This is a genomic window from Corynebacterium occultum, from assembly GCF_009734425.1.
GTDB lineage: Bacteria > Actinomycetota > Actinomycetes > Mycobacteriales > Mycobacteriaceae > Corynebacterium > Corynebacterium occultum.
Map to the genome: position 1 here is coordinate 861,656 of NZ_CP046455.1, position 21,456 is coordinate 883,111.

Sequence of the window (21,456 nt, forward strand, 5' to 3'; positions counted from 1 at the left end):
CCTGCCTGAGGGCCATGCAGGGCCCGGTTTTGAGGGGGTGGCCAACTTCCCGAACTCGGCATATGATGGATTTATCAAGTCATTAATTCATTTGCCCTGCCCTGGGTTGCTTTTCTGGGGAGCTGGAGCGAACTGGTCGAAGGGGGTCTGAGGTTTGTTCGAGGATGAACAGCGCCCGCTCTATGAGGTCAAGGCCAACCTCTTCAAGGGATTGGCGCATCCCTACCGGATCAAGGTGCTGGAGATTCTCTCCGCCCACCCCAGGGTCTCGGTGTCCGAAATGCTGGCGGCGACGGGACTGGAGGCCTCCCACCTTTCCCAGCATCTGGCGGTGCTGCGACGCAACCGGCTGGTGGTCTCTGAACGGCAGGCCAATGTGGTTTTTTATCAGCTCGCCTACCCGCAGGTCGCGGACCTGCTCCGGGTTTCCCGGGAATTGCTCGGGGAGATGCTCGACGCCTCCCGGGAGCAGCTCGACTCCCTCCGGGGGTTGCCGCAGATTGATCAGGACAGGAGGATGCAATGACTAAGGTGTGGAAATCTTTCCGGGAACTGCTGCCCAGCTCCCGCGACTATGAATACCTCCGCTACTCCTGGCGTGCGGATGTCACCGCCGGCATCACCGTCGGCATCGTCGCCCTGCCGTTGGCCCTGGCCTTCGGCGTCAGTTCCGGGGTCGGTGCCGAGGCCGGTCTGATCACCGCCATCGTCGCCGGTCTGATCGCCGCCATCTTCGGCGGTTCCAATGTCCAGGTTTCCGGTCCCACCGGTGCGATGGTTGTGGTGCTCGCCCCGATCGTCATGCAGTACGGGATCCCCGCCGTCGCGGTGGTCTCGATCATGGCCGGGGTGCTGGTGCTGCTCGCCGGATTCCTGAAAATGGGCCGGATGGTCAGTTATATCCCCTGGCCGGTGATCGAGGGATTCACCGCCGGCATCGGCGTGATCATCTTCATGCAGCAGGTTCCTGCGGCGGTGGCCTCCGACGGTGGGGGAAACTCCAATGCCGTGCTCGCCGCCTGCCACGCGGTGGTCAGTGCCGGTTGGCCGGGGGCGCTGCTGCCGGTGGCCGTGGTGGTGGCGGTGGCCGCCATCATGCTGATTCTGGGGAAGGTCGCTCCGAAGATCCCCGGTTCCTTCATCGCCATCGTGGTGGTGACCGTCGTGGCCACGCTGTTCTCCCTGCCACTGGAGACCATCGGCACCCTGCCGCAGTCCCTCCCGGCACCGGCCTGGCCGGAGATGGATCCGGCGATGATCCAGGCATTGGCGGGCCCGGCGGTGGCGGTGGCTGCGCTGGCGGCCATCGAGTCCCTGCTCTCTGCCAGGGTGGCTGCCTCCATGGCGGACACCGGCCCCTATAACGCTGACCGCGAACTGGTCGGCCAGGGTCTGGCCTCCGTGGGAGCGGGCCTTTTCGGCGGCATGCCGGCCACCGGTGCGATCGCCCGTACCGCCGTCAACGTCCGCTCCGGGGCCCGCACCCGTATGTCCGCCATCGTGCACGCCCTGGTGCTGCTGGCGGTGGTCTACGTGGCTTCCACGGTGGTCTCGGTGATCCCCCTGGCCGCTCTGTCCGGCGTGCTCATGGTCACCGCGGTGCGGATGATCTCCCCGGAGGTCATTCGACGGGTGACCCGCTCCTCCTGGACGGATGCGCTGGTGTTCTTCCTCACCGCCATCATCACGGTCAGCGTGGACCTGGTTGTCGCGGTGATCATCGGCATCATCGCCGCCGCCTTCTTCATCCTCCGGAAGATGAGCCTGGAAAGCGGTGTCTACCGCGAGGTGCTCCCCGGCGGCGAGGAAGCTGGCGACAGCCGGATCGGGCTCTTCCGTCTGGAGGGTGCGCTCTTCTTCGGGGCCGCCGAAAGAATCCTGGACCAGATCCTGGACTACCGCGATCTGGAGGTCGTGATCATCCGGCTCTCCGAGGTGCAGCTGATCGACACCACGGGTGCCCACCAGCTGGCGGAGGTGGTGACCACCCTGGAACGTCGTGGGGTCACCGTGCTGATCAAGGGGGTGCGCAAGGAGCATATTCACGTGCTCGGTGTGCTCGGGGCAATCCGTTCGCTACGCCACCCCAACCACCTGTTCGAGGATCTGGGGGAGGCGGTCGCCCACGCCCGTTCCCACACCGACCGGGTCGCCTCGTGAAGATTGGGGCAGAGCGGGTCGGCGCCCCTCCCACCCTGAGGTGTAGGTTCCGACGCGCGCTTTGTGCCTTCCCGGTTTATGATCAGCGTCAAGGTTGTCCGGGTCGGCCGGGCCAGCTGAAATCGGGATTATGAAATCGGCGGGGCAGCGGGTAGGCTGTCCCCTTGCTGTTGTCGTAATTATTCGTAACGCCCCGTCAGCTGGCATGTTCGCGCCCCGGATCACTTCCCGGTGCGGCGCATCATCAGTCGATGTGGGCGGCTAGGAGAAGGAAAGTCCATGTCGGCTATTTGCCAGGTCACGGGACGCAAGCCGAGCTTCGGTAAGTCTGTCTCGCACTCGCACCGCCGCACTTCGCGCCGTTGGAACCCCAACGTGCAGCGTCGTCGGTTCTTCGTCCCCTCTGAGGGCCGTACCATCACTCTGAACGTTTCCACCAAGGGCCTCAAGGTCATTGATCGTGACGGCATTGAAGCCGTCATCGCCCAGATCCGCGCACGTGGGGAGAAGATCTAAAGATGGCACGTAATGACATCCGTCCGATCATCAAGCTGAAGTCTACTGCTGGCACCGGTTACACCTATGTCACCCGTAAGAACAAGCGCAACAACCCGGATCGCATCACTCTGATGAAGTTTGATCCGGTAGCCCGCAAGCACGTCGAATTCCGCGAGGAGCGATAATCAATGGCTAAGAAGTCAAAGATCGCCAAGAACGAGCAGCGCAAGGAAATCGTCGCCCGCTATGCGGAGCGTCGCGCTGAACTCAAGGCAATCATCAAGAACCCGAACACCAATGACGAGGATCGCCTCGAAGCTCAGTTCGAGCTGAACCGTCAGCCGCGCGATGCTGCTGCTGTCCGCGTCCGTAACCGTGACTCCCACGACGGTCGTCCCCGCGGTTTCCTCCGCAAGTTCGGCCTGTCCCGTGTCCGTATGCGCGAGATGGCTCACCGCGGTGAGCTGCCTGGCGTTCGTAAGTCCAGCTGGTAAGGGAGTTTCTTAAATGAAGCAGCGCACCAACATGAAGAAGGCGCGGATGGAACAGTCCCGCCGCCCCAAGAAGAACCCGCTCAAGGCTGAAGGCATTGAGAAGGTGGACTACAAGGACATCAAGACCCTTCGTCTGTTCATCTCTGATCGCCACAAGATCCGTTCTCGTCGCGTCACGGGCCTGACCCCGCAGCAGCAGCGCCAGGTCGCTACCGCTGTGAAGAATGCCCGCGAAATGGCTCTCCTGCCGTTCACCAGCCGCTAAACCGGCAACGGGACGCAACGCAACAGCGCACTTTTGCCGCTGGCTTGTGAGGCAGAGGTAAAAGAGCATAAGCACCCTCCAACACTCCGGATCAACCGGGGTGGGGGAGGGTGCTTTTTAGTTTCCTGAAAAAGGGCGGAATTCCGGGGGTGGGGGTAGCCCTCTGAACTAGCGGCACGCTCAGCAGCCGGAATGCCATACGCCCACCCCCGTTCCGGTTCCTTTTTCGCCCCGGAGTCACTTTCACAGGTGACAGACAGCTAACCGCCAGCACTGTTTTATTCTGATAGCGCATAATGGATGTTATGAAGATCTTAGTAGTGGATGATGAGCAGGCCGTACGCGATTCGCTGCGCCGCTCCCTGAGCTTCAACGGATATGACGTCTCGCTGGCGGAGGACGGTATTGAGGCGGTCGAGAGCATCGAACGGGAACAGCCCGACCTGGTCATCCTTGACGTGATGATGCCGCGGATGGATGGCCTGGAAGTGTGCCGTACACTGCGCAGCTCCGGCTATGATCGCCCCATTCTGGTGCTCACCGCCCGTGACGGTGTCTCTGACCGTGTCGCCGGCCTCGATGCCGGTGCCGATGATTACCTGCCCAAGCCTTTCGCCCTGGAGGAGCTGCTGGCCCGCGTGCGTTCCCTGATGCGCCGTGCCGCAGCCGAGTCCATCGGTGGCTCCGATGCCCAGGAGCTGGTCTTCGAGGACCTGCGTCTGGACCCGGAGACCCGTGACGTCACCCGCGGTGAGCGTTTCATCAGCCTGACCCGCACCGAGTTCGCCTTGCTGCAGCTGCTGATGTCCAACCCCCGCAGGGTGCTTTCACGCACCACCATCCTGGAGGAGGTATGGGGCTATGATTTCCCGACCTCCGGCAACGCCCTCGAGGTCTACATCGGTTACCTGCGCCGTAAGACCGAGGCCGAGGGTGAGAGTCGACTGATCCACACTGTCCGTGGCGTCGGTTACGTCCTGCGGGAGACCGCTCCGTGATCCTGAGGAAGATTTCCCGACCTCCACTTAGCGTGGAGAGTCGGGATCTTCCCGTTTCATCTGACTCTGAAGTGGATGAAAAAATTACCCCGGTGGTTGTGCCGGAAGCTGAATCGCATGATCCCAGTTCAGCTTCCCGCCGCCACCGGGGTCGGCGGATGCCGCTGCGCTGGCACCTGTCCCTGCTGACGGCTGCCATGGTGCTGTTCTCCATGGGTGCGATGACCATCGTCGCCTACATGACGGTTTCGGCATCCCTGACGGCCTCCATGGACCGGAGCATGGAGGAGAAGGCGAACTCCCTGCTGGCGCGCACCATCGACCCGCTCTTCGTCAGCAAGCTCAATGATGAGATATCCCTGTTCAAGGCCTATAACCCGGACACCAGGATCTCCATTTCACCACCTGGCTGGCAGGGCACGCATGGCGATGTTCTCCCGGTTCCCCTGGAACTGCAGAGTGTCACCAGTGGGGTGAAGGTCTCCATCCAGTCACTGGGCGGGGAGCGGCTGTTGGCCGCAGGTAATGAGTACGGTGCCATCGTGGTGCTGGCCCAGGATCTCTCCGAGACCCACCAGCTGATCTCAGCTCTGGGTGTGGTGCTCATGGCCATTTCCGCGGCAGGTGTGTTCATCGCCATCGCAGCTGGAATGGTCACCGCCTCTGCGGGGCTCAAACCCATCTCCCGGCTGCAACGTGCGGTCGACCATGTCACCCGGACCGATGAGCTGAAACCCATCGAGGTGGAGGGCAATGATGAGGTGGCCAACCTCACCCGCAGCTTCAATGCCATGTTGGAGGCCCTGCAGGAATCCCGGACCAGGCAGACCCAGCTGGTTGCGGATGCCGGTCATGAGCTGAAGACCCCGCTCACCTCGATGCGCACCAATATCGAACTGCTGATGATGCTCAACCGGCAGGGTGCCACCGGCGTCATCAGCGAGGAAGACCGCAAGGACCTGGAACGGGATGTGCTGGCTCAGATGGAGGAACTGTCCACCTTGATCGGGGATCTGGTGGACCTGGCACGAGAGGATGCGCCCCGGCGGGAACTGGAGGAGGTCGAGCTCCAGGAGGTGCTGGAGACTTCCCTCGAGCGGGTGAAGCGACGCCGTCCGGATGTCAGCTTCGAGCTGAAGACCATGCCGGGACAGGTTCTCGGTGACCCCTTCGCCCTGGGGCGTGCGGTGCTGAACCTGATGGACAATGCCGCCAAGTGGTCCCCACCGGAGGGCACGGTCCGGATCCGGCTCTCCGAGGTTGATGAGCACACCTTCGGACTGACCATCGCGGATTCCGGTCCGGGCATCGCCCCAGAGGACAGGGAGCGGGTGTTCGAACGGTTCTACCGTTCCATCTCATCTCGCTCGATGCCGGGTTCCGGGCTGGGACTGTCCATCGTGAAGAAGGTGGTGGAACGCCACGGCGGTTCCATCTCCGTCGATGAATCTGATGATGGGGGTGCCCTGATGCGGGTGACCCTGCCGGGTGCCCCCGAGAACGGGGATCGGCAGACCACCGCCAAGGACACCGCGGTGCCCGGTGCCAAGGGCCGCGGCCAGGTATTTGCCCAGCGGTGGATGGATCGGAACAAGAAGGACTACCAGTGAGTTTCACCCCGGGGAACAATGCTGACAGGAAACTCACAGAAAGCGCTGGTTTTTCTCCCAGAGTGCCTCCAGTGGGAATCCAGTTCGGTAGGAGAGGATTAGTGTCATGAATGAACAACGCCCTGAGGATCCCCGGCAGCCCGAGTGGGGTGGGGGTCAGTACCCTCCCCGGGATGGTTTTGAAGCAGTGAATTCCCCCTACGGCTGGAATTCCGCGAACCAGGGGAACGGCGCTGACCGGGCCACCAACCCACAACCCGCTTTCTCCCCACCGGGGGGCCAGGATTCCCCGGTGTTCGCCGAGGGGCAGGCCCCGGTGCGGAAGGAACGTCGCACGATCGGGTTGGCCCCCGCCATCGCCCTGATTGTGGCGGCGGCGGTGGCTGCCGGTGCGATCACCGGTGTCGTCCTCGGTAACAGTGGCTCCAGCAGCTCTGGCAATGCCTTCTCCGCCTTGGATTCCCCCAGTGTTGACCGGGCGGAGAGTGCTGCGGTGGGCAGCGTGGAGGAGGTGGCCATGGCCACCCTGCCTTCGGTGGTGTCGATCCAGGTGAGCTCACGGACCTCGGTGGGGGAGGGTTCGGGTTCGATCATCTCCTCCGATGGTCTGGTCCTGAGCAACCACCATGTGGTGGCCGAGGCAGCGAGCGGGAATGCGGCCATCCAGGTCACGCTCAATGATGAGCGCACCCTGGAGGCTGATTTCGTGGCCTCCGATCCCTCCACCGATATCGCGGTGATCAAGATCCGAGATGTGCAGGACCTGCCGGTGATGCAGTTTGGGGATTCGGATCAGCTGCTCGTCGGCCAACAGGTGGTGGCCATCGGTAGTCCACTGGGACTGTCTTCTACGGTGACCACCGGCATTGTCTCGGCACTGAACCGCCCGGTACGGGCCTCCGGTGGTGACGGGGGTGAGTCTTCCCTCATCGATGCCGTGCAAACCGATGCCGCCATCAACCCCGGAAACTCCGGCGGTCCCCTGGTGGACATGGAGGGCAACCTGATCGGCATGAACTCGGTTATCGCCTCCCTGACCTCAGGTGCGGATTCGGCTGGTTCCATCGGTCTGGGCTTCGCCATTCCCTCGAACTTCGCCAAGCGGGTCGCGGATCAGCTGGTGGAAAGCGGGGTGGCCTCCCACCCGATGATCGGCGTGCAGATCGCCGCGACCGCCGCTGCTGATGGTGCTCTGGTGGCCAGTGTCCAGGATGGTGGCCCCGCGGCTGCCGCGGGGCTGCAGGAGGGGGATGTGATCACCCGGATGAATGATCGCGCCATCGACAACTCCGATGAGTTGATCGCGGCGGTGCGTTCGGAGGACTTCGGGGCGAACGTGACACTGACGGTGTACTCGGAGGGTGGCAATGAACCTCGAGAGGTAGATGTAACGCTGACCACCGAGTAAGTTAACAGCCATACCGTGCCTGGGCTCCGGCCCTGAAACTGCAGTGAAGGAAATCGATGGATAACGCGCTGAACACATTGGCGGAGCAGGAAGCTGACCCCGCGCTGCTCGACGTGGCTGAGCCCGATGCCGAGTATCTTCTCGCCACGGAGCGGGAGGAACCTATCCGCCCCCACCGCCGAGCCCTGGTGGCCCTGGTGCGGGATCGTGAGGATGAGCATGCGGAGGGCATCGATCAGTTGCTCCCGGAGCTGCTGAATGAGGCGGGCTTTCATATCGATGCCGTGGTCACCGTGCGTTCCAAGAGGTCTCAGATCCGCCAGGCGATTGAAACCGCGGTGATCGGCGGGGTGGATCTGGTGTTGACTGTCGGCGGCACCGGGGTTGGCCCCCGGGATAAAACCCCGGAGGCCACCCGGGCGGTTCTGGATCAGGTGGTTCCGGGTATCGCCCAGGCGATGCGGGCTTCGGGCCTGGCCGGTGGTGTCCTTGACGCCTGCACCTCACGCGGTATCTCCGGGGTGTCTGGTTCCACCGTGGTGGTCAATCTGGCGTCCTCCCCGGAGGCTGTCCGGGATGGGGTGGCGGTCCTGGCCCCGCTGGCGCATTTCGTCATCAACCAGTACAGCGTCGAGTAATCCCTTGACCAGCCCCCGCAGACCCCGCCGGCGTGTGGATCGCCCCTCCCCGGCTGAGAACATTGACCGCAGCGTAGATTTTCCGGACGGGCGTTTCAACATCCCGGGAGGGGATGAGGAACGCACCGTTTTATTGGACCCGGATGCCGAGGAAGAACTCCAGGCAGAGGAATTCTGGAAAGAACAGCAGCCCCCGCACCACGGCTGAACCCTCCCCGCGGGGCGTCGATGCGATCCTCCCGGGGCGTCGATAAGCAGAAAGAAACCACGGCTCCCTGTTGGGACCGTGGTTTCAGACTTTTAAAACTGGAGTTTTAGGCCTGGTGACGGCCGTTGCGCTCTGCCTGGAGCAGGTCGCGGATCTCCTCGAGAAGGTTGGCCTCCAGGGATGCCGGCTCATCCTCCACTTCCTCAATGCCCTTACGCTTCTGAATTGCCTCATTGAGCTTGTTCATCGGCATGACCAGCACAAAGTAGACGATGGCCGCGATGATCAGGAAGTTGATGGCGGCGGTGATCACGGCGCCGAAGTCAATGAAGGTCGAGGGGTTGTCCTGGAAGACGTGGAACCCGAGACCGGAGACATCAGCACCACCGACGGATGCGATCAACGGATTGATGATGTTGTCTGAGAAAGCACTGACGATTGCGGTGAAAGCGGTACCGATGACGACGGCAACCGCGAGTTCAACGACATTGCCACGAAGAATAAAGTCCCTAAAGCCCTTGAGCATCCTGGTCCTCCTTGAGATAGATAGGTCGCATGTGGCGACAGTAATCGGGTCGAATAATGAAACAATAACGAAATTTTCACGGAAGCTCTCTCTTATGAGAGGTGAAACTCCGTAAGTTCAGGGAAATTTGTTCGCCCGATCACCTGTGAGCACCACAGCCAACGGAGAATACAGTGCGGTGACTGCGACCTGCTGCGCCTCAGTCTCCGGCAAAGCCACCAGAACCGTGGCCGGATCATTCCCCTCCCCGGATTCGGCCAGCACCACCCGAGCACCGCTGGCCACCACCTCCGGAGCCTCCGCATCAGTGGGCTGGCTGAGCACCGTCACGGTGTCGCCGTGCTGCAGCAGGGTAATGACCTCCGGTTCCGCCAATCGCAGCGGCACCAGGTTCACCGCCTCCCCCTGACTCTCCGGGATGAGTTCCGCCAGCAGTGCGGAACCGATGAAACTGGCCTCGCTGGGAACCTGACCCACCTTCAGGGTGGTGGCAGCCACCTTTCCCGCCATCACCTCCGGGTCCTGCAGCGCGTCCTCCGGCAGCAGGTGCGGCGGCACCGCAGCCATTTCGAAGTCGCTGGCGCTGACCGCGGAGCCGGGTGCGATATCCCGGGCAACCACCAGGGCGCGGGGGCCGGAATCCCGGGCATTGTGCAGCATTGACCAGACCGCCAGCAGCACCAGGACGACAGCCGCCGCCCTGCGCAGCAGGAGAGTGCGGTGCCACCCCGGGGTGCGCAGCGTATTCAGGACAGTGGGGGAGGTGGAAAGCTTCACATGATGATCTGACTGCCCAAATCAGTAGGTGGTTCCCAAACGTGCCCGGTCGTTCAGATAGCGGATCCCGGTGGGGGTGATGATGATGTCCACCGGCTTATCATGCTCCTCCACCGGCAGATCATCACGGATCTCCCCGTTGTAGAGCAGGACCGCGGTGATCGGGGGATTGCCGCCACTGATCTCCTCCAGTTCGGCCAGGGCGCGGTCATAGTAACCACCGCCCTTACCCAGCCGCACCCCCTCCGGGGTGACCGCCAGAGCCGGGACGAAAATCATGTCGCAGTTGAGCAGCTCGGCGGTGGGGAAGCGCTCCCCGGTGGGCTCAGAGATGGAGAGACGACCGGGACGCAGCTGGGAATCACCCTTGTAGCTGGACCACTCCAGGATGCCCCCAGGGCCGGAGATGGGCAGCAGGATGGTCGGGGCCTGGGTGTGGAGGGCATTGAGCAATATGCCGCCACCGGGCTCTCCCCGCCGGGGTATATAGGCGGCGATGGTCGCGGGGGTGCCGGAACGGGCCCGGAGCAGGGATGCGGTGTAGGAGGCCACGGCGGAGTCCTCACGGTGGAGATCTCCGTCACTCATATCTTTGCGTGACTGGGTGAGCAGGGCACGCATCTTCTTCTTGGCCTCACGGATGTCAGCCTTATTGTCCATGGCTCAACGATAGGTGCCGGAACCTGTGATGACCACCACCCGGGGGTCATCAGGCCAGGCAAATGCCTGCTCCGGGGCTGCCTGGGGGTGGCGGTCGGTGGGGGGGGCTGTGGGAGACACCCCCTCATCCCCTGCCCACCGGGCCAGGGGGCAACGGGTATGGTTATCTCCATGATTTCCCCGAATAGACAGCACACCCATGGGGTGAAGACGGTGGTGGTCCCGGCCGCAGGTATGGGAACCAGATTCCTGCCCGCGACCAAAACAGTTCCCAAGGAGCTGTTACCGGTCGTAGACACCCCGGGCATCGAGCTGATCGCTGAAGAGGCTGCACAATTAGGAGCCACTCGCCTGGCTGTCATCACCGCCCCGAATAAGCAGGAGGTGCTCGCCCACTTCGGCGAGTTCCCGCTGCTGGTGGAAACCCTGACGGAGCGCGGCAAGGATGAACAGGTCGCGAAGGTCAAGCGCGCCGGGGAGCTGATCCAGCCGATCGCGGTGGAGCAGGAACGTCCCCTGGGGCTCGGCCACGCCGTCGGTCTGGCGGAGAGCGTCCTGGATGAGGACGAAGATGCTTTCGCCGTCATGTTGCCGGATGACCTGGTGCTGCCCATGGGTGCCGTCGAGGAGATGGCCAAGGTTCGTGCCGAGCTGGGCGGTACCGTGCTCTGTGCCATCGAGGTCCCCCGCGAGGAAACCTACAACTACGGGGTCTTCGAGATCGAGGAGGTCTCCGGCTTGGATCGCGATGATGTCAAGCGGGTCCGCGGCATGGTGGAGAAGCCGGATCCGGAGGATGCCCCCTCCAACTATGTGGCCACCGGCCGTTATCTGCTCGACCGCGCCATCTTCGATGCCCTGCGTCGCATCAAGCCGGGCAAGGGTGGCGAACTGCAGTTGACTGACGCCATCGCCCTGCTCATCGAGGAGGGGCACCCGGTGCATGTTCTGGTGCACCACGGTGGCCGTCATGACCTGGGTAACCCGGGCGGTTACATCAAGGCCTGTGTGGACTTCGGTCTGCGGGATCCGAAGTACGGCCCCAGCCTGCGTGGCGCCATTGAGGAGATCCTGGTCAACTTTGATGCGGAGAAGGCCGCCCGGGCAGCTGAATAGTTGTGCTGCTGCGGCGGTGCCAGTGGCTCTGTCCTGCTCGACCCCGGTAGACTCTCCGGTTAGTCGTTTCATCCTCGGAAGGAGAGCCTGAGTGCGTTCGGTTGAACAACAGTTGGCACTGGTCACAGATTCTGCGGTGACCCCGGAGCCAGTTCGTACCGCGATCGCCGACGCACTGGGCCTGATGTGCGCCGAGGAGGTCCAGGCTGTCCGCCCCCTACCGGGTTTCCCGCAGGCCGCCATTGACGGTTATGCCGTTCGGGCGGTTGATGTGGGTGGGGAGCGGGGCCTGGGTCGCACCCCACCGGAGGAGCCGGTGGGGCGCCCCCGGAGTGCCCCGGAACGTTCACTGCCGGTGGTCGGTGAGGTGAACGCCGGTTCCCAACGCCCCCTGCGGCTACAGCCCAAGCAGGCGGTGCGGGTTCACACCGGCGCCCCCCTGCCTGCGCTTGCCGACGCCGTCCTGCCCCTGGAGTGGTCGGATCGGGGCCGGAAGCGGGTGGTTGCGGAAAAGCCGGTGCGTTCCGGCGATTTCGTCCGACGCGTCGGCGATGACATTCAACCCGGTGATGTGGCGGTCAGTCCGGGTTCGGTGCTCGGCCCCTCCCAGATCGGCCTGTTGGCGGCGGTGGGCCGTTCCAAGGTGCTGGTCTATCCCCGTCCCCGGCTTTCCGTGCTCTCGATCGGCCATGAACTGGTCGACATTGAGCGGGAACCCGGTCTCGGCCAGGTCTATGACGTCAATTCCTATGCCTTGGCCGCCGCCGGCAAAGAGGCCGGTGCCGATGTCCACCGGGTAGGCATCATCGAGGGGGAACCCCGCCGTCTGCGTGACATCATCGAGGGGCAGCTGCTGCGTTCTGAGGTGATGGTCATCTCCGGTGCGGTCGGTGGTGCCGGTTCGGAGAGCATCCGCCGGGTGCTTGCCGAGATCGGTGAGATCGACACCACCCGGGTGGCGATGCATCCCGGTTCGGTCCAGGGGTTCGGCCGCTTGGGCCCTGATCAGATCCCGGTCTTTCTGCTGCCCGCCAACCCGGTGTCGGCGCTGGTGGCCTTCGAGATTTTCGTCCGCCCCCTGATCCGCATTTCGCTGGGTAAGCGCAACGTCAGGCGCCGTGTGGTCCGGGCCAGGGCGGTCAACCATGTGCTTTCCCGCCAGGGACGGCGTGGTTATATCCGGGCCCGTCTGATGCGTGACTCCGAGACCCAGGACTATCTGGTGGAGGGCCTGGGGGGTGCCACCGGCGCCCCGGCGCATCTGCTGGCAGGCCTGAGTGAGGCCAACGCAATGATCCGGATCCCCGAGGAAGTCACTGAGGTCCGCCCCGGCGATATCGTCGAGGTGCTCTTCCTGGCCGCGAATGCCTGATCTTCATGCTTGACCCCTTCGGCCTCGCTGAATCCCGTTGGCGGGCGGCGGTGGCGGCCGCCCCGCATCCGATGCACCCCGGTTGGCCTGAGGTCACCCCGATGGTTCGGTTGGCCCGTGGTCCGCAGCTTCGCCTACGCCCCCTGCTGCGTAAGGACGGCCGGGAGTGGCGGCAGATGAGGCTGCTGGATGAGGCGCACCTGCGTCCGGTGGAACCCACCGCACATCGTGGTTGGGATGCCGCCCACACCCAACCGGCCTGGCACGCCAATTTCATGGCGTTGCGGGATCTGGCGACCCAGGGCACGGTGATCCCCCTGGTCATTGAGCTCGATGGTGCTTTCGCCGGCCAGCTGACCCTGGGAAATATCCAGCATGGTGGGGTCTCCTCCTGTTGGATCGGTTATTGGGTGTTCAGCGGCTACCAGGGTTTGGGGGCCGCCACGGCAGCCTGTGCCCTGGGCACCGATCATGCTTTCCGACGGGTTGGCCTGCACCGGGTGACCGCCACCTACCTGCCCTCCAATCCGGCCTCGGGCCGGGTGCTGGCTAATAACGGCTACCGGGAAGAGGGGCTGCTGCGGCGGAATCTCCACATCGACGGGCAGTGGCGGGACCATGTTTTCGTGGCTCAGACCCGGGATGAGAAACCGGGGAGCTGTGTGGAACGCCTGCGTCGGGAGGGAAAGCTACTTCCATTACGTCATTAAGGCTAGTATCGGTAGTAGAGCCGCTGATTGGCCACTTTTTCGGCGTGGCAGTCCGCGGATATCCCGGCCGCTGGATAGGCTGTCTGGAATTTGAAACACATTGTCAAGGGGAAGGCGGCACTCACACATGCCCGGAGGATTGATCATTGTCCTGATCATCGTGGTATGGCTTTTTGTGCTTGCACCACTGCTGTTGCGCGGCCAGAAGCCGATTCGCAAGGCGGGCGAGGCATTTGATGAGACCCGCGTCATCCACGAGGGTGGCAGCGGCGAGTTGCGTAGCCGCCGTCGACCCCGGGTGACCCCCGCTGATGTCCGCCTGCACCCCCAACGTGATGATGAGGATTACGAACTCGTCGACGCTGATGATGTGCTTATCGACGACCGCGAGACCACCTCACCGGGTGCCCTCGGCGGTGTCTTCGCCTCCGCTTCGGCGAAATTCCAGCGCCAGCGGGCGGATGCTGGCGTCGGGGAGGAAACCACCGAGGACAGCACCGCCGCTGTGGTCGAGCCGGTTGTGGAGGGCACCATCGTCCACGAACTTGAGGCCGGATCCACCACTGAGGCCAGCGTGAAGGTTCCCGAGGAAGCCCCGGTGAGCAACGAGATCCTCAATGAGGAGGATGACTTCTGGGATGAGGATGCGGAGCACTATGAGCTCTCCAACGCCTACACCTCCGCAGCCGATTTCCTGGATCCCCGCGCCGCCCTGGATGGTGCCCCCGCAGAGGTCGGCACCGAGGAGCAGCCGGAGGCGGAACTTGAGTATGAGGATTACCGGGAAGGGGAGAAGCTACGCGATGCGGAACTCTCCCCTGAGGAGCTGGCCTTCGCCCAGCGTCGCCGGGGCCGTGGCGGCTGGGACCCGGAAGCTGATGAGCACCACTCCCTGAACCGTTATCAGCGTCGCCAGCGCACCCTCATCGGACTGGGTGTGGCAGTGGTGCTGACCGCGGTGCTGGCCATTGTCTTCGGCGGCTGGGCCTGGGCCCTGCCGGTGCTGGCACTGGGAGCAACCGCTTTCTACCTGGTGGCGCTACGCGGTCAGGTCCGGGCGGAGCAGGCACTGCGGATGCGCCGCATCCGGCAGCTGCGCCGCGCCCGGTTGGGTGTGGTGCATTCCGACGAGGCCTCCTCCCCGCAACTGCCACGTAAGCTGCGCCGCCCCGGTGCTGTGGTCCTGGAACTCGATGATGAGAGCCCGGATTTCGAGCATCTGTACACCCGTTACCTCCAGCAGGCACCGGTGGCTGAGGTCACCGAGTTCCAACGCTACCGCGACCGTCGGGTCAGCTAGGCCAGACCCCGGAAGCCCCCCGGCGGTGGGATCCCACCAGGTGGGTGTCCACCATCCCGATTGCCTCCATCAGCGCGAAGCAGGTGGTGGGACCCACGAAGGAAAAGCCCTCGTTCTTGAGGGCTTTCGCCATTTCCCGGGACTCCTCAGACATGCTGGGCACCTCTGCCATGCTCTCCGGTGCCGGGGTTCGCGGTGGCGTGAAGGAGTAGATCAACTTCACCAGCCCCATCTTCCGTCGCAGGCGCAGTACCGCAGCGGCATTGTTGATGGTGGCCTCGATCTTGCGGCGGTTACGCACGATGCCGGCATCAGCCATCAGACGGGCCACATCTGTCTCGGTGAAGGCCGCCACCTGATCCGGGTCAAAATCGGCGAAGGCCTGCCGGAAGGCGGGGCGTTTGCGCAGGATGGTCAGCCAGGATAAACCGGATTGGAAGGCCTCCAGGCTGAGACGCTCGAAGAGTCCCCGCTCATCCCGGACAGGCATGCCCCATTCTTTGTCATAGTATTCCTGCAGGAGGGGATCCCGGGTCGCCCAGGGAGTCCGGGACAACCCATCGGCCCCGATGATCAGCCCACCCATTTAAGCCGCCTCCAGGGCCAGCAGAGCCTGTTTGGCGGCCACACCACCCCGGTAGCCGCCAAGGCCCCCATCGCTGCGTAGGACGCGGTGGCAGGGTAGGACGATCGGCAGGGGATTGGTGGCGCAGGCCGAGCCCACCGCCCGGACCGCTCCGGGGTTATCCAGTTCCCGGGCCAGCTGAAGGTAAGTGCGGGTCTGGCCATAAGGGATGCTGGCCAGGTGTTCCTGGGCCCGGTGTCGGAAACCCGCGTCCCCGGGATGTTCCAGGGGCAGCGAGAAGGAACGCCGCGAACCGGCGAAATATTCGCCGAGCTGGGTGGCCGCGACGTCGAGAAGCGGGTCGGTTGTGACCCCCGTGCCGATGTCCAGGTGGGTGGTGTCCTCCCCGGGGAAAGCGATATAACGCAGTCCCTGTTCCCCGGCGATCAGGAGCAGGGTACCGATGGGGGAGTCGAGATAGCGGTGTCGGAGGGTGGTTTTCATGGGTTTCTCCCTGGGCGGATTCTGGGTTGTCTCGGCCGGACACCGGCCTAGAAGGTAGTCTATTCCTCATGGATAAGCCGGTGGTGAGAGATGCAGCGCTGCTCATTTTCCGTGGTGTACTGGGCCTGGTGTTCGTGGCACACGGGTGGGACAAACTCTTCCGGACCGGGATCACCGAGACGACCGGCCAGTTCAGTGCCTGGCAGGTCCCCCAACCGAAGCTCTCTGCCTATGTCGCCGGAATCGCGGAATTGCTCGGTGGGGCACTTCTGACGGTCGGCCTGCTCACCACCATCGTCGCTGGTGCGCTGGCGTTGCTGATGGTGGCCGCCGCCTATTTCGTTCACCTGGACCAGGGTTTCTTCAGCGATAGTGGTCTGGTTTCCGGAGGGGGTCTGGAATACCCCATCGTGCTGATCGCCGGCCTGTTGATGATCGTGGTCTTCGGTTCCGGGCGGGCAAGTGTGGATGGGGTGCTGGCCCGTGCTTGAGTGCGAACATGTCCAGTCCGCCCTCTCCGCCCGGCTGGATGGGGAGGCCACCGGCTACCCCGATGATGTCATTGACGCCCACCTGGCCGGCTGTGCGGAATGTCAGGCTTTCTACCGGCAGGCCATCGCCCTCAAGGAACAGCTCAGCGCCGACGCCGTCCCCGCCGGGGTGCCGGACCTTTCTGAGGTGATTCTGGCCGGGGTGGAGCCGGAGTGGCGCCGCCGGGCCCATTCCCGCGCCCTGGGTCTGGCGCTGAGCCGGATCGCGCTGGTGGTGCTCGGCATCATCTACGTGATCTGGTCGGTCAGTCTGCTGGCCAACACCCCTGGTGAGCTCATTGATGATGGTTACTCCAACCTGATGGCCGAGGCTGCGGCCATGCGCCTGGCCCTGGGCTTCGCCCTGTTCTTCGCTGCCTGGCAGCCCCGCCTGGTGGTGGGAATGCTGCCCCTGGTGGGTGCCCTGTGGACCTTCAGCGCCGGTTTCGCAGCCCGGGATGTGCTGCTGGGGCTGGCATCCCCGGAACAACTGGGTTTCCTCGGTCTGCTGCTGATCACCGGGGTGGTGTTGGGATGGTCCTGGTTCAACAACTATGGACGCAGTGCCTTCCGCGCCACCTGGGATTCCCTGAACGCAAAACCCGCCTGAGCGTGGGGCTCAGATCCAGCTTGGCAGCCACATGATGTCGAAGTAGTGGGCATCGGAGATCTGGATCCCGTAGAAGATCGGCAGCCAGTAGAAGAACATCGCCACCACCAATGCCAGATATGCGCACACCGCCACCGAACCCCAGGTCATGTGTGCCAGCTGCTGACTCTTCAGCTTCTTCCCCTCACCCCAGAGCTGCCCACAGGCCAGGGCGATCAGGACGATGGTGAAGGGCACCAGGGCCGCGGCGTAGAAGAAGTACATCTGGCGGTCATATCCGGCCAGCCAGGGCAGGAACCCAGCGGCGAAGGCCACCAGGGGCAGCAGGAAAGCACGCTGTCGGCGGATCACCAGGGACCACAGTCCCCAGAGCAGAGCCGGGATGGTCAGCCACCAGATCGCCGGAGTGCCGAAGAGGAAGATCATCTCCCGGCAGGTTCCTGCCGCGCATTCCATGTCGGTGTCAGAGGAGTAGAGGATGGGTCGACCCGCCACCAGCCAGGACCAGGGTTTGGAGTCCCAGGGATGGCTGTGTCCCCCGGAAGTGGTCAGGGAACCGTGGAACTCCAGAACCGAGAGGTGGTAGTGCAACCAACCGGCAGCAGCCTCCGGCAGGGCCTGCAGCCAGGAATCCTCCGGGATGGTGCCATCAGTCTTGGCATGACGGTAGACACTGGTCTCGGAGGCGAACCAGGCCCGCCAACTCCACAGGTAGAGCAGGGCGGGCAGCAGCACCAGGGATCCCAGGGCGGGAATGGTGTCCCGGAAGAGAGCGCCGAGCACCGGGTGGGGAACCCCGTAGCGGCGTCGGAGCGCCAGGTCGGTGAAGACGCTGAGCAGACCGAAGAAAGCGATGTAATACAGTCCCGACCATTTCACCCCGAGCGCCAGACCGAGGAAGATTCCGGTGGTGAAACGCCACCAGCGAAAACCCAGCCGCGGCCCATAGCGGCTCTCGCCCATCATCCCCTGCAGCCAGGCATCGTGAAAGCGCTGCCGCACCTGCTGGTGGTCGCGGATCAGGGCCCAGGCGGCCGCGACGATGAAGAACACCTGGAAGATGTCGAGCATGCCGAAACGGGAGGTGATCAGCAGCACCCCGTCGAAGACCGCCAGCAGTCCGGCGATGCTGGCCACCTGCCAGGAGTTACTCAGCCGACGGGTCAGTGCCATGATCATCAGCACGGTGGCGACACCGAAGAGTGCGGTCATCAGGCGCCATCCCCAGGGGGAGTACCCGAAGATCATCTCACCCAGGGCGATCAGCTGCTTCGCCAACGGGGGGTGCACCACCAGGCCGTAGCCCGGGTTGGATTCGATGCCGCCGATCAGCGGGTTGACCCAGGATTCCACCATGTCCCAGGCCTGGGGCACGTAGTGCTTCTCATCGAAGACCGGGGTGCCCCCGGATTCCGCTCTGCCGAGCCAGAAGAAACGGGTGATCACAGCCAGCAGGCCAATCAGCGCAGTGCTGATGGTGTCTGCCCGGGACCACTGGTGGGTGCGGGGGTTCGGCGGGGAAACCTGGGCTGCCCGCCCAGCCGGGATCGGGGAGGCTAGGGAGGTACTCACCTGAGAGAGTCTAGAGGTCCGGGCCTGAAGGTGTGGGAAGCTGGAGGCATGAACAACACCGAACACACCCCCGAAGCAGTGGCACCCGACCTGGAAACGGATATCGGGTTGGAGACCCAGGGGCAGACGCTGCCCCGGGGAGTGATCATCGCGGCCACCCCCCTGGGCAATGTCCACGATGCTTCCCCGCGGTTAAGGCAGGCCCTGGCGCAGGCTGATGTGGTGGCCGCGGAGGACACCCGCCGCACCCGCGCTCTGGCGGCGGCCCTGGACGTGCAGATCCGGGGTCGGGTGATCTCCAATTTCGACCACAATGAGGAGGGCCGGGTCGCGCAGCTGCTGGAGGCCGCCCAGCACGGTTCGGTGGTGGTGGTCTCGGATGCCGGGATGCCGGTGGTTTCGGATCCGGGTCTCTCCCTGGTCAATGCGGCCCATGAGGCAGGCGTCCCGGTGACCTGTTTCCCCGGGCCTTCCGCCGTGCCCACCGCCCTGGCTCTTTCCGGGTTGAACGTGGGAAAATTCGCTTTCGACGGTTTTGCCCCACGCAAGTCCGGCCAGCGCCGGGAATGGTTGAAGTCGCTGAAGAATGAGGCCCGGGCGGTCTGCTTCTTCGAATCTCCGCATCGCATCGCAGACACGCTTGCCGACGCCGTGGAGGTCCTCGGCGAGACCCGGCGTGCCGCCGTCTGCCGCGAATTGAGCAAGACCTATGAGGAGGTGCGCCGTGGCTCCCTCGCCGAGCTGGCGGAGTGGGCCCGGCAGGGGGTGCGCGGGGAGATCACCGTGGTGCTCGAAGGCGCCGGGGAGGAGGACGTCGATGTTCACGCCCTGGTTCCGGCGGTGGAGGAGCGGGTGGCGGAAGGTGAGCGCCTGAAGGCGGTGTGCAAGGACATCGCGGCAACCCGGGGGGTGTCCGCCAGGGAGCTCTATGACGCGGTTCTCAGCGCCCGTGGCTAATTGTTATGTTTTTGTTGTAGGTTTCGGGAACTTCCCCGGGTGCGCTGCAGACATGTAAATCAAGGAATGATAACTTCCTCCCTTTTCCCGGGTTTTCCGCTCAAAGAACCGGAATTTTCAGTTGATATATCTACCGCCCTGATTGATTCTGTACGTTATGACAAATACTGGGCACAATGCTGATTTCCCAGCCAAAGCATCCCCATCTGAGGGAAGTACGGTTGATGAAGAACTGCAGGCGGCAAGTGCCACCGAGCAGCTCGCCGGAATGATCTCCGATGCCGCCGCCATTGAAGAGGAATTGGAGCGGGGCGAAGCCGAGATCGAGTTGGCGGCGGAACGCAAGGACCAGTCGATCAACTGGACGGTGGTCATCCCCGCGGCCATCATCATCCTCGCCACCGTGGTCTGGGGTCTGGTCGGTGGGGATTCCTTCACGAACGCCGCCTCCAACAGTCTGGCCTGGGTGGTGGATAACCTCGGTTGGGCCTTCATCCTCTTCGGCACCATTTTCGTGGCCTTCGTCCTGGTGATCGCGTTCAGCCGCTTCGGCACGATCCGGCTGGGCAAGGTCGATGAGGTGCCGGAATTCCGGACCATCTCCTGGGTGGCCATGATGTTCGCCGCCGGCATGGGCATCGGCCTGATGTTTTATGGCGCTTCCGAGCCCCTGACCTTCTACCGGGACGGTCTCCCGGGTGGGGAACCGAACACGGTCGGCCCCGCGATGGCTTCAGCGATGTTCCACTGGACCCTGCATCCCTGGGCCCTGTACGCCATCGTCGGACTGGCCATCGCCTACTCCACCTTCCGGATGGGCCGTAAACAGCTGATCAGTTCCGCCTTCACCCCACTGGTGGGGGAGAAGCACGCCAACGGTCTCTTCGGCAAGGTCATTGACATCCTGGCGATCTTCGCCACCGTCTTCGGCACCGCCTGCTCCCTGGGGCTCGGTGCCCTGCAGATCCGGGCGGGCCTGGAAGCCGCCGGTTTCGTGGAGAACCCGGGCGCCAACCTGATCATCGGGATCGTCGCAGTCCTGACCCTGGCCTTCATGGTCTCCGCCATCTCCGGAGTGGGCAAAGGTATCCAGTACCTCTCCAACTTCAACATCATCCTGGCGGCGATCCTGGCGATCTTCGTCTTCCTGATGGGTCCGACGGTAGCCACCCTCAACCTGATCCCCGGTTCCATCGGCGCCTACCTCTCCGACTTCTTCGCCATGGCAGGCCGCACCGCGGAATCCGCTGACGGCACCGCCGGTGAGTGGTTGAGCAGCTGGACCATCTTCTACTGGGCCTGGTGGATCTCCTGGAGTCCCTTCGTCGGCATGTTCCTGGCCCGGATCTCCCGGGGCCGCTCCATCAAGGAGTTCATGCTCGGGGTGCTGCTGATCCCCTCCGGTGTCTCCGTGGTGTGGTTCTCCATCTTCGGGGGCACCGCCATCACCTTCGAACGGGAGGGAAACTCCATCTGGGGTGACGGCTCCGCCGAATCCCAGCTCTTCAACCTGCTGCAACAACTGCCGGGTGGCACCGTCGTGGGTGTGGTCGCCGTGCTCCTGCTGGGCACCTTCTTCATCACCTCCGCCGACTCCGCCTCCACCGTGATGGGCACCATCTCCCAGAACGGTAAATCCGACGCCAACCCGTGGATCTCCGCCACCTGGGGTCTGCTGACCGCCCTGATCGGAATGACCCTGCTGATCTCCGGGGGTGATGAGGCACTGAGCAACCTGCAGAACGTCACCATCGTCGCCGCAGTTCCCTTCCTCTTCGTGATCATCGGACTGATGTTCTCCATCGTGAAGGATCTGAGCAACGATGTGATCTACCGGGATTACCGCGAACAGCAGAAATTTGCCACCAAACTCGCCCGGGAACGCCGCATCCACGCCGATCATCAGCGTCGTGAAGCACTCCGTGAGCGCCGCAAACAGCGCCAGAAGACAAACCGCAACTGATTATCCCGGCCCGCC

General features: G+C 63.7%; 25 protein-coding genes. 19 read left to right on the top strand and 6 right to left on the bottom strand.

Annotated elements, in window-relative coordinates; translation table 11 throughout:
• Window positions 1–154: 154 nt before the first annotated feature.
• From COCCU_RS04025 to COCCU_RS04075, 11 genes are all read left to right on the top strand, one after another.
• Window positions 155–526, top strand: a complete 372-nt coding sequence (locus tag COCCU_RS04025; protein WP_156230334.1) for an ArsR/SmtB family transcription factor — start codon at window positions 155–157, stop codon at window positions 524–526.
• Window positions 523–2,160, top strand: a complete 1,638-nt coding sequence (locus tag COCCU_RS04030) for a SulP family inorganic anion transporter (RefSeq protein ID WP_156230335.1) — start codon at window positions 523–525, stop codon at window positions 2,158–2,160. Before COCCU_RS04025 ends, COCCU_RS04030 begins: the two co-directional genes overlap by 4 nt.
• Before the next feature lie 279 nt (window positions 2,161–2,439).
• On the top strand, window positions 2,440–2,676 hold the full coding sequence (rpmB, locus tag COCCU_RS04035; protein WP_156230336.1) for a 50S ribosomal protein L28: 237 nt from the start codon (window positions 2,440–2,442) through the stop codon (window positions 2,674–2,676).
• Between the two features lie 2 nt (window positions 2,677–2,678).
• Entirely contained in the window at window positions 2,679–2,843 is a 165-nt protein-coding gene (gene rpmG / locus COCCU_RS04040) for a 50S ribosomal protein L33 (RefSeq protein WP_156230337.1), read from the top strand.
• A 3-nt stretch (window positions 2,844–2,846) separates the two neighbouring features.
• Window positions 2,847–3,152 (top strand): 30S ribosomal protein S14, encoded by a 306-nt coding sequence (gene rpsN, locus COCCU_RS04045; protein ID WP_156230338.1) that lies wholly within the window; start codon window positions 2,847–2,849, stop codon window positions 3,150–3,152.
• 13 nt (window positions 3,153–3,165) lie between these two features.
• Complete coding sequence (gene rpsR, locus COCCU_RS04050) at window positions 3,166–3,417, top strand: 30S ribosomal protein S18 (RefSeq protein ID WP_156230339.1); 252 nt, start codon at window positions 3,166–3,168, stop codon at window positions 3,415–3,417.
• 305 nt (window positions 3,418–3,722) lie between these two features.
• Entirely contained in the window at window positions 3,723–4,415 is a 693-nt protein-coding gene (locus tag COCCU_RS04055; protein ID WP_156230340.1) for a response regulator transcription factor, read from the top strand.
• Window positions 4,416–4,513: 98 nt separating this feature from the next.
• A complete protein-coding gene (locus COCCU_RS04060; protein WP_231598856.1) occupies window positions 4,514–6,025 on the top strand; it encodes a HAMP domain-containing sensor histidine kinase in 1,512 nt (503 codons plus the stop codon).
• Window positions 6,026–6,131: 106 nt separating this feature from the next.
• Window positions 6,132–7,433, top strand: coding sequence for a S1C family serine protease (locus tag COCCU_RS04065; protein ID WP_156230341.1), 1,302 nt, complete (start codon window positions 6,132–6,134; stop codon window positions 7,431–7,433).
• Between the two features lie 56 nt (window positions 7,434–7,489).
• A complete protein-coding gene (locus tag COCCU_RS04070; RefSeq protein ID WP_156230342.1) occupies window positions 7,490–8,071 on the top strand; it encodes a MogA/MoaB family molybdenum cofactor biosynthesis protein in 582 nt (193 codons plus the stop codon).
• A 4-nt stretch (window positions 8,072–8,075) separates the two neighbouring features.
• Entirely contained in the window at window positions 8,076–8,279 is a 204-nt protein-coding gene (locus COCCU_RS04075) for a hypothetical protein (RefSeq protein WP_156230343.1), read from the top strand.
• Between the two features lie 106 nt (window positions 8,280–8,385).
• On the opposite strand, the gene mscL is transcribed toward COCCU_RS04075, so the two are convergent.
• The 3 genes from mscL to COCCU_RS04090 form a co-directional block, all read right to left on the bottom strand.
• Entirely contained in the window at window positions 8,386–8,805 is a 420-nt protein-coding gene (mscL, locus tag COCCU_RS04080) for a large conductance mechanosensitive channel protein MscL (protein WP_156230344.1), read from the bottom strand.
• Window positions 8,806–8,922: 117 nt separating this feature from the next.
• A complete protein-coding gene (locus COCCU_RS04085; RefSeq protein ID WP_156230345.1) occupies window positions 8,923–9,582 on the bottom strand; it encodes an SAF domain-containing protein in 660 nt (219 codons plus the stop codon).
• A gap of 21 nt (window positions 9,583–9,603) precedes the next feature.
• Complete coding sequence (locus tag COCCU_RS04090; protein ID WP_231598857.1) at window positions 9,604–10,242, bottom strand: 5-formyltetrahydrofolate cyclo-ligase; 639 nt, start codon at window positions 10,240–10,242, stop codon at window positions 9,604–9,606.
• Between the two features lie 171 nt (window positions 10,243–10,413).
• Here COCCU_RS04090 and COCCU_RS04095 point away from each other — a divergent pair, with 171 nt between their 5' ends.
• The 4 genes from COCCU_RS04095 (at window position 10,414) to sepX (ending at window position 14,740) form a co-directional block, all read left to right on the top strand.
• Window positions 10,414–11,358 carry a UTP--glucose-1-phosphate uridylyltransferase gene (locus COCCU_RS04095; RefSeq protein ID WP_156230346.1) on the top strand — a complete coding sequence of 315 codons (945 nt, stop codon included), beginning with the start codon at window positions 10,414–10,416 and terminating at the stop codon, window positions 11,356–11,358.
• 91 nt (window positions 11,359–11,449) lie between these two features.
• Window positions 11,450–12,730: a molybdotransferase-like divisome protein Glp gene (glp, locus tag COCCU_RS04100; protein ID WP_156230347.1), complete on the top strand. Its 1,281-nt coding sequence runs from the start codon at window positions 11,450–11,452 to the stop codon at window positions 12,728–12,730.
• A gap of 5 nt (window positions 12,731–12,735) precedes the next feature.
• Window positions 12,736–13,440 carry a GNAT family N-acetyltransferase gene (locus COCCU_RS04105; protein WP_156230348.1) on the top strand — a complete coding sequence of 235 codons (705 nt, stop codon included), beginning with the start codon at window positions 12,736–12,738 and terminating at the stop codon, window positions 13,438–13,440.
• Between the two features lie 127 nt (window positions 13,441–13,567).
• Window positions 13,568–14,740: a divisome protein SepX/GlpR gene (gene sepX / locus COCCU_RS04110; protein ID WP_156230349.1), complete on the top strand. Its 1,173-nt coding sequence runs from the start codon at window positions 13,568–13,570 to the stop codon at window positions 14,738–14,740.
• Here the strand turns inward: sepX and COCCU_RS04115 are convergent.
• Both COCCU_RS04115 and COCCU_RS04120 read right to left on the bottom strand, forming a co-directional pair.
• Window positions 14,733–15,326, bottom strand: a complete 594-nt coding sequence (locus tag COCCU_RS04115) for a DNA-3-methyladenine glycosylase I (RefSeq protein ID WP_156230350.1) — start codon at window positions 15,324–15,326, stop codon at window positions 14,733–14,735. The two genes, sepX and COCCU_RS04115, sit on opposite strands and share 8 nt — an antisense overlap.
• Entirely contained in the window at window positions 15,327–15,809 is a 483-nt protein-coding gene (locus COCCU_RS04120) for a methylated-DNA--[protein]-cysteine S-methyltransferase (RefSeq protein ID WP_156230351.1), read from the bottom strand.
• A gap of 68 nt (window positions 15,810–15,877) precedes the next feature.
• Between COCCU_RS04120 and COCCU_RS04125 the strand changes: the two genes are divergently transcribed.
• Together COCCU_RS04125 and COCCU_RS04130 are read left to right on the top strand one after the other, a co-directional pair.
• Window positions 15,878–16,300: a DoxX family protein gene (locus COCCU_RS04125; protein WP_156230352.1), complete on the top strand. Its 423-nt coding sequence runs from the start codon at window positions 15,878–15,880 to the stop codon at window positions 16,298–16,300.
• Window positions 16,293–16,949 (top strand): zf-HC2 domain-containing protein, encoded by a 657-nt coding sequence (locus COCCU_RS04130; RefSeq protein ID WP_156230353.1) that lies wholly within the window; start codon window positions 16,293–16,295, stop codon window positions 16,947–16,949. The genes COCCU_RS04125 and COCCU_RS04130 overlap by 8 nt, the downstream gene beginning before the upstream one ends.
• A gap of 9 nt (window positions 16,950–16,958) precedes the next feature.
• Here COCCU_RS04130 and COCCU_RS04135 read toward each other — a convergent pair whose 3' ends face one another.
• On the bottom strand, window positions 16,959–18,521 hold the full coding sequence (locus COCCU_RS04135; RefSeq protein ID WP_156230354.1) for a dolichyl-phosphate-mannose--protein mannosyltransferase: 1,563 nt from the start codon (window positions 18,519–18,521) through the stop codon (window positions 16,959–16,961).
• A 108-nt stretch (window positions 18,522–18,629) separates the two neighbouring features.
• On the opposite strand from COCCU_RS04135, the gene rsmI reads away from it, so the two are divergent.
• Both rsmI and COCCU_RS04145 read left to right on the top strand, forming a co-directional pair.
• Window positions 18,630–19,478 carry a 16S rRNA (cytidine(1402)-2'-O)-methyltransferase gene (gene rsmI / locus COCCU_RS04140; protein ID WP_407924162.1) on the top strand — a complete coding sequence of 283 codons (849 nt, stop codon included), beginning with the start codon at window positions 18,630–18,632 and terminating at the stop codon, window positions 19,476–19,478.
• A 157-nt stretch (window positions 19,479–19,635) separates the two neighbouring features.
• Window positions 19,636–21,441, top strand: coding sequence for a BCCT family transporter (locus COCCU_RS04145; protein WP_156230356.1), 1,806 nt, complete (start codon window positions 19,636–19,638; stop codon window positions 21,439–21,441).
• Window positions 21,442–21,456: the final 15 nt, after the last annotated feature.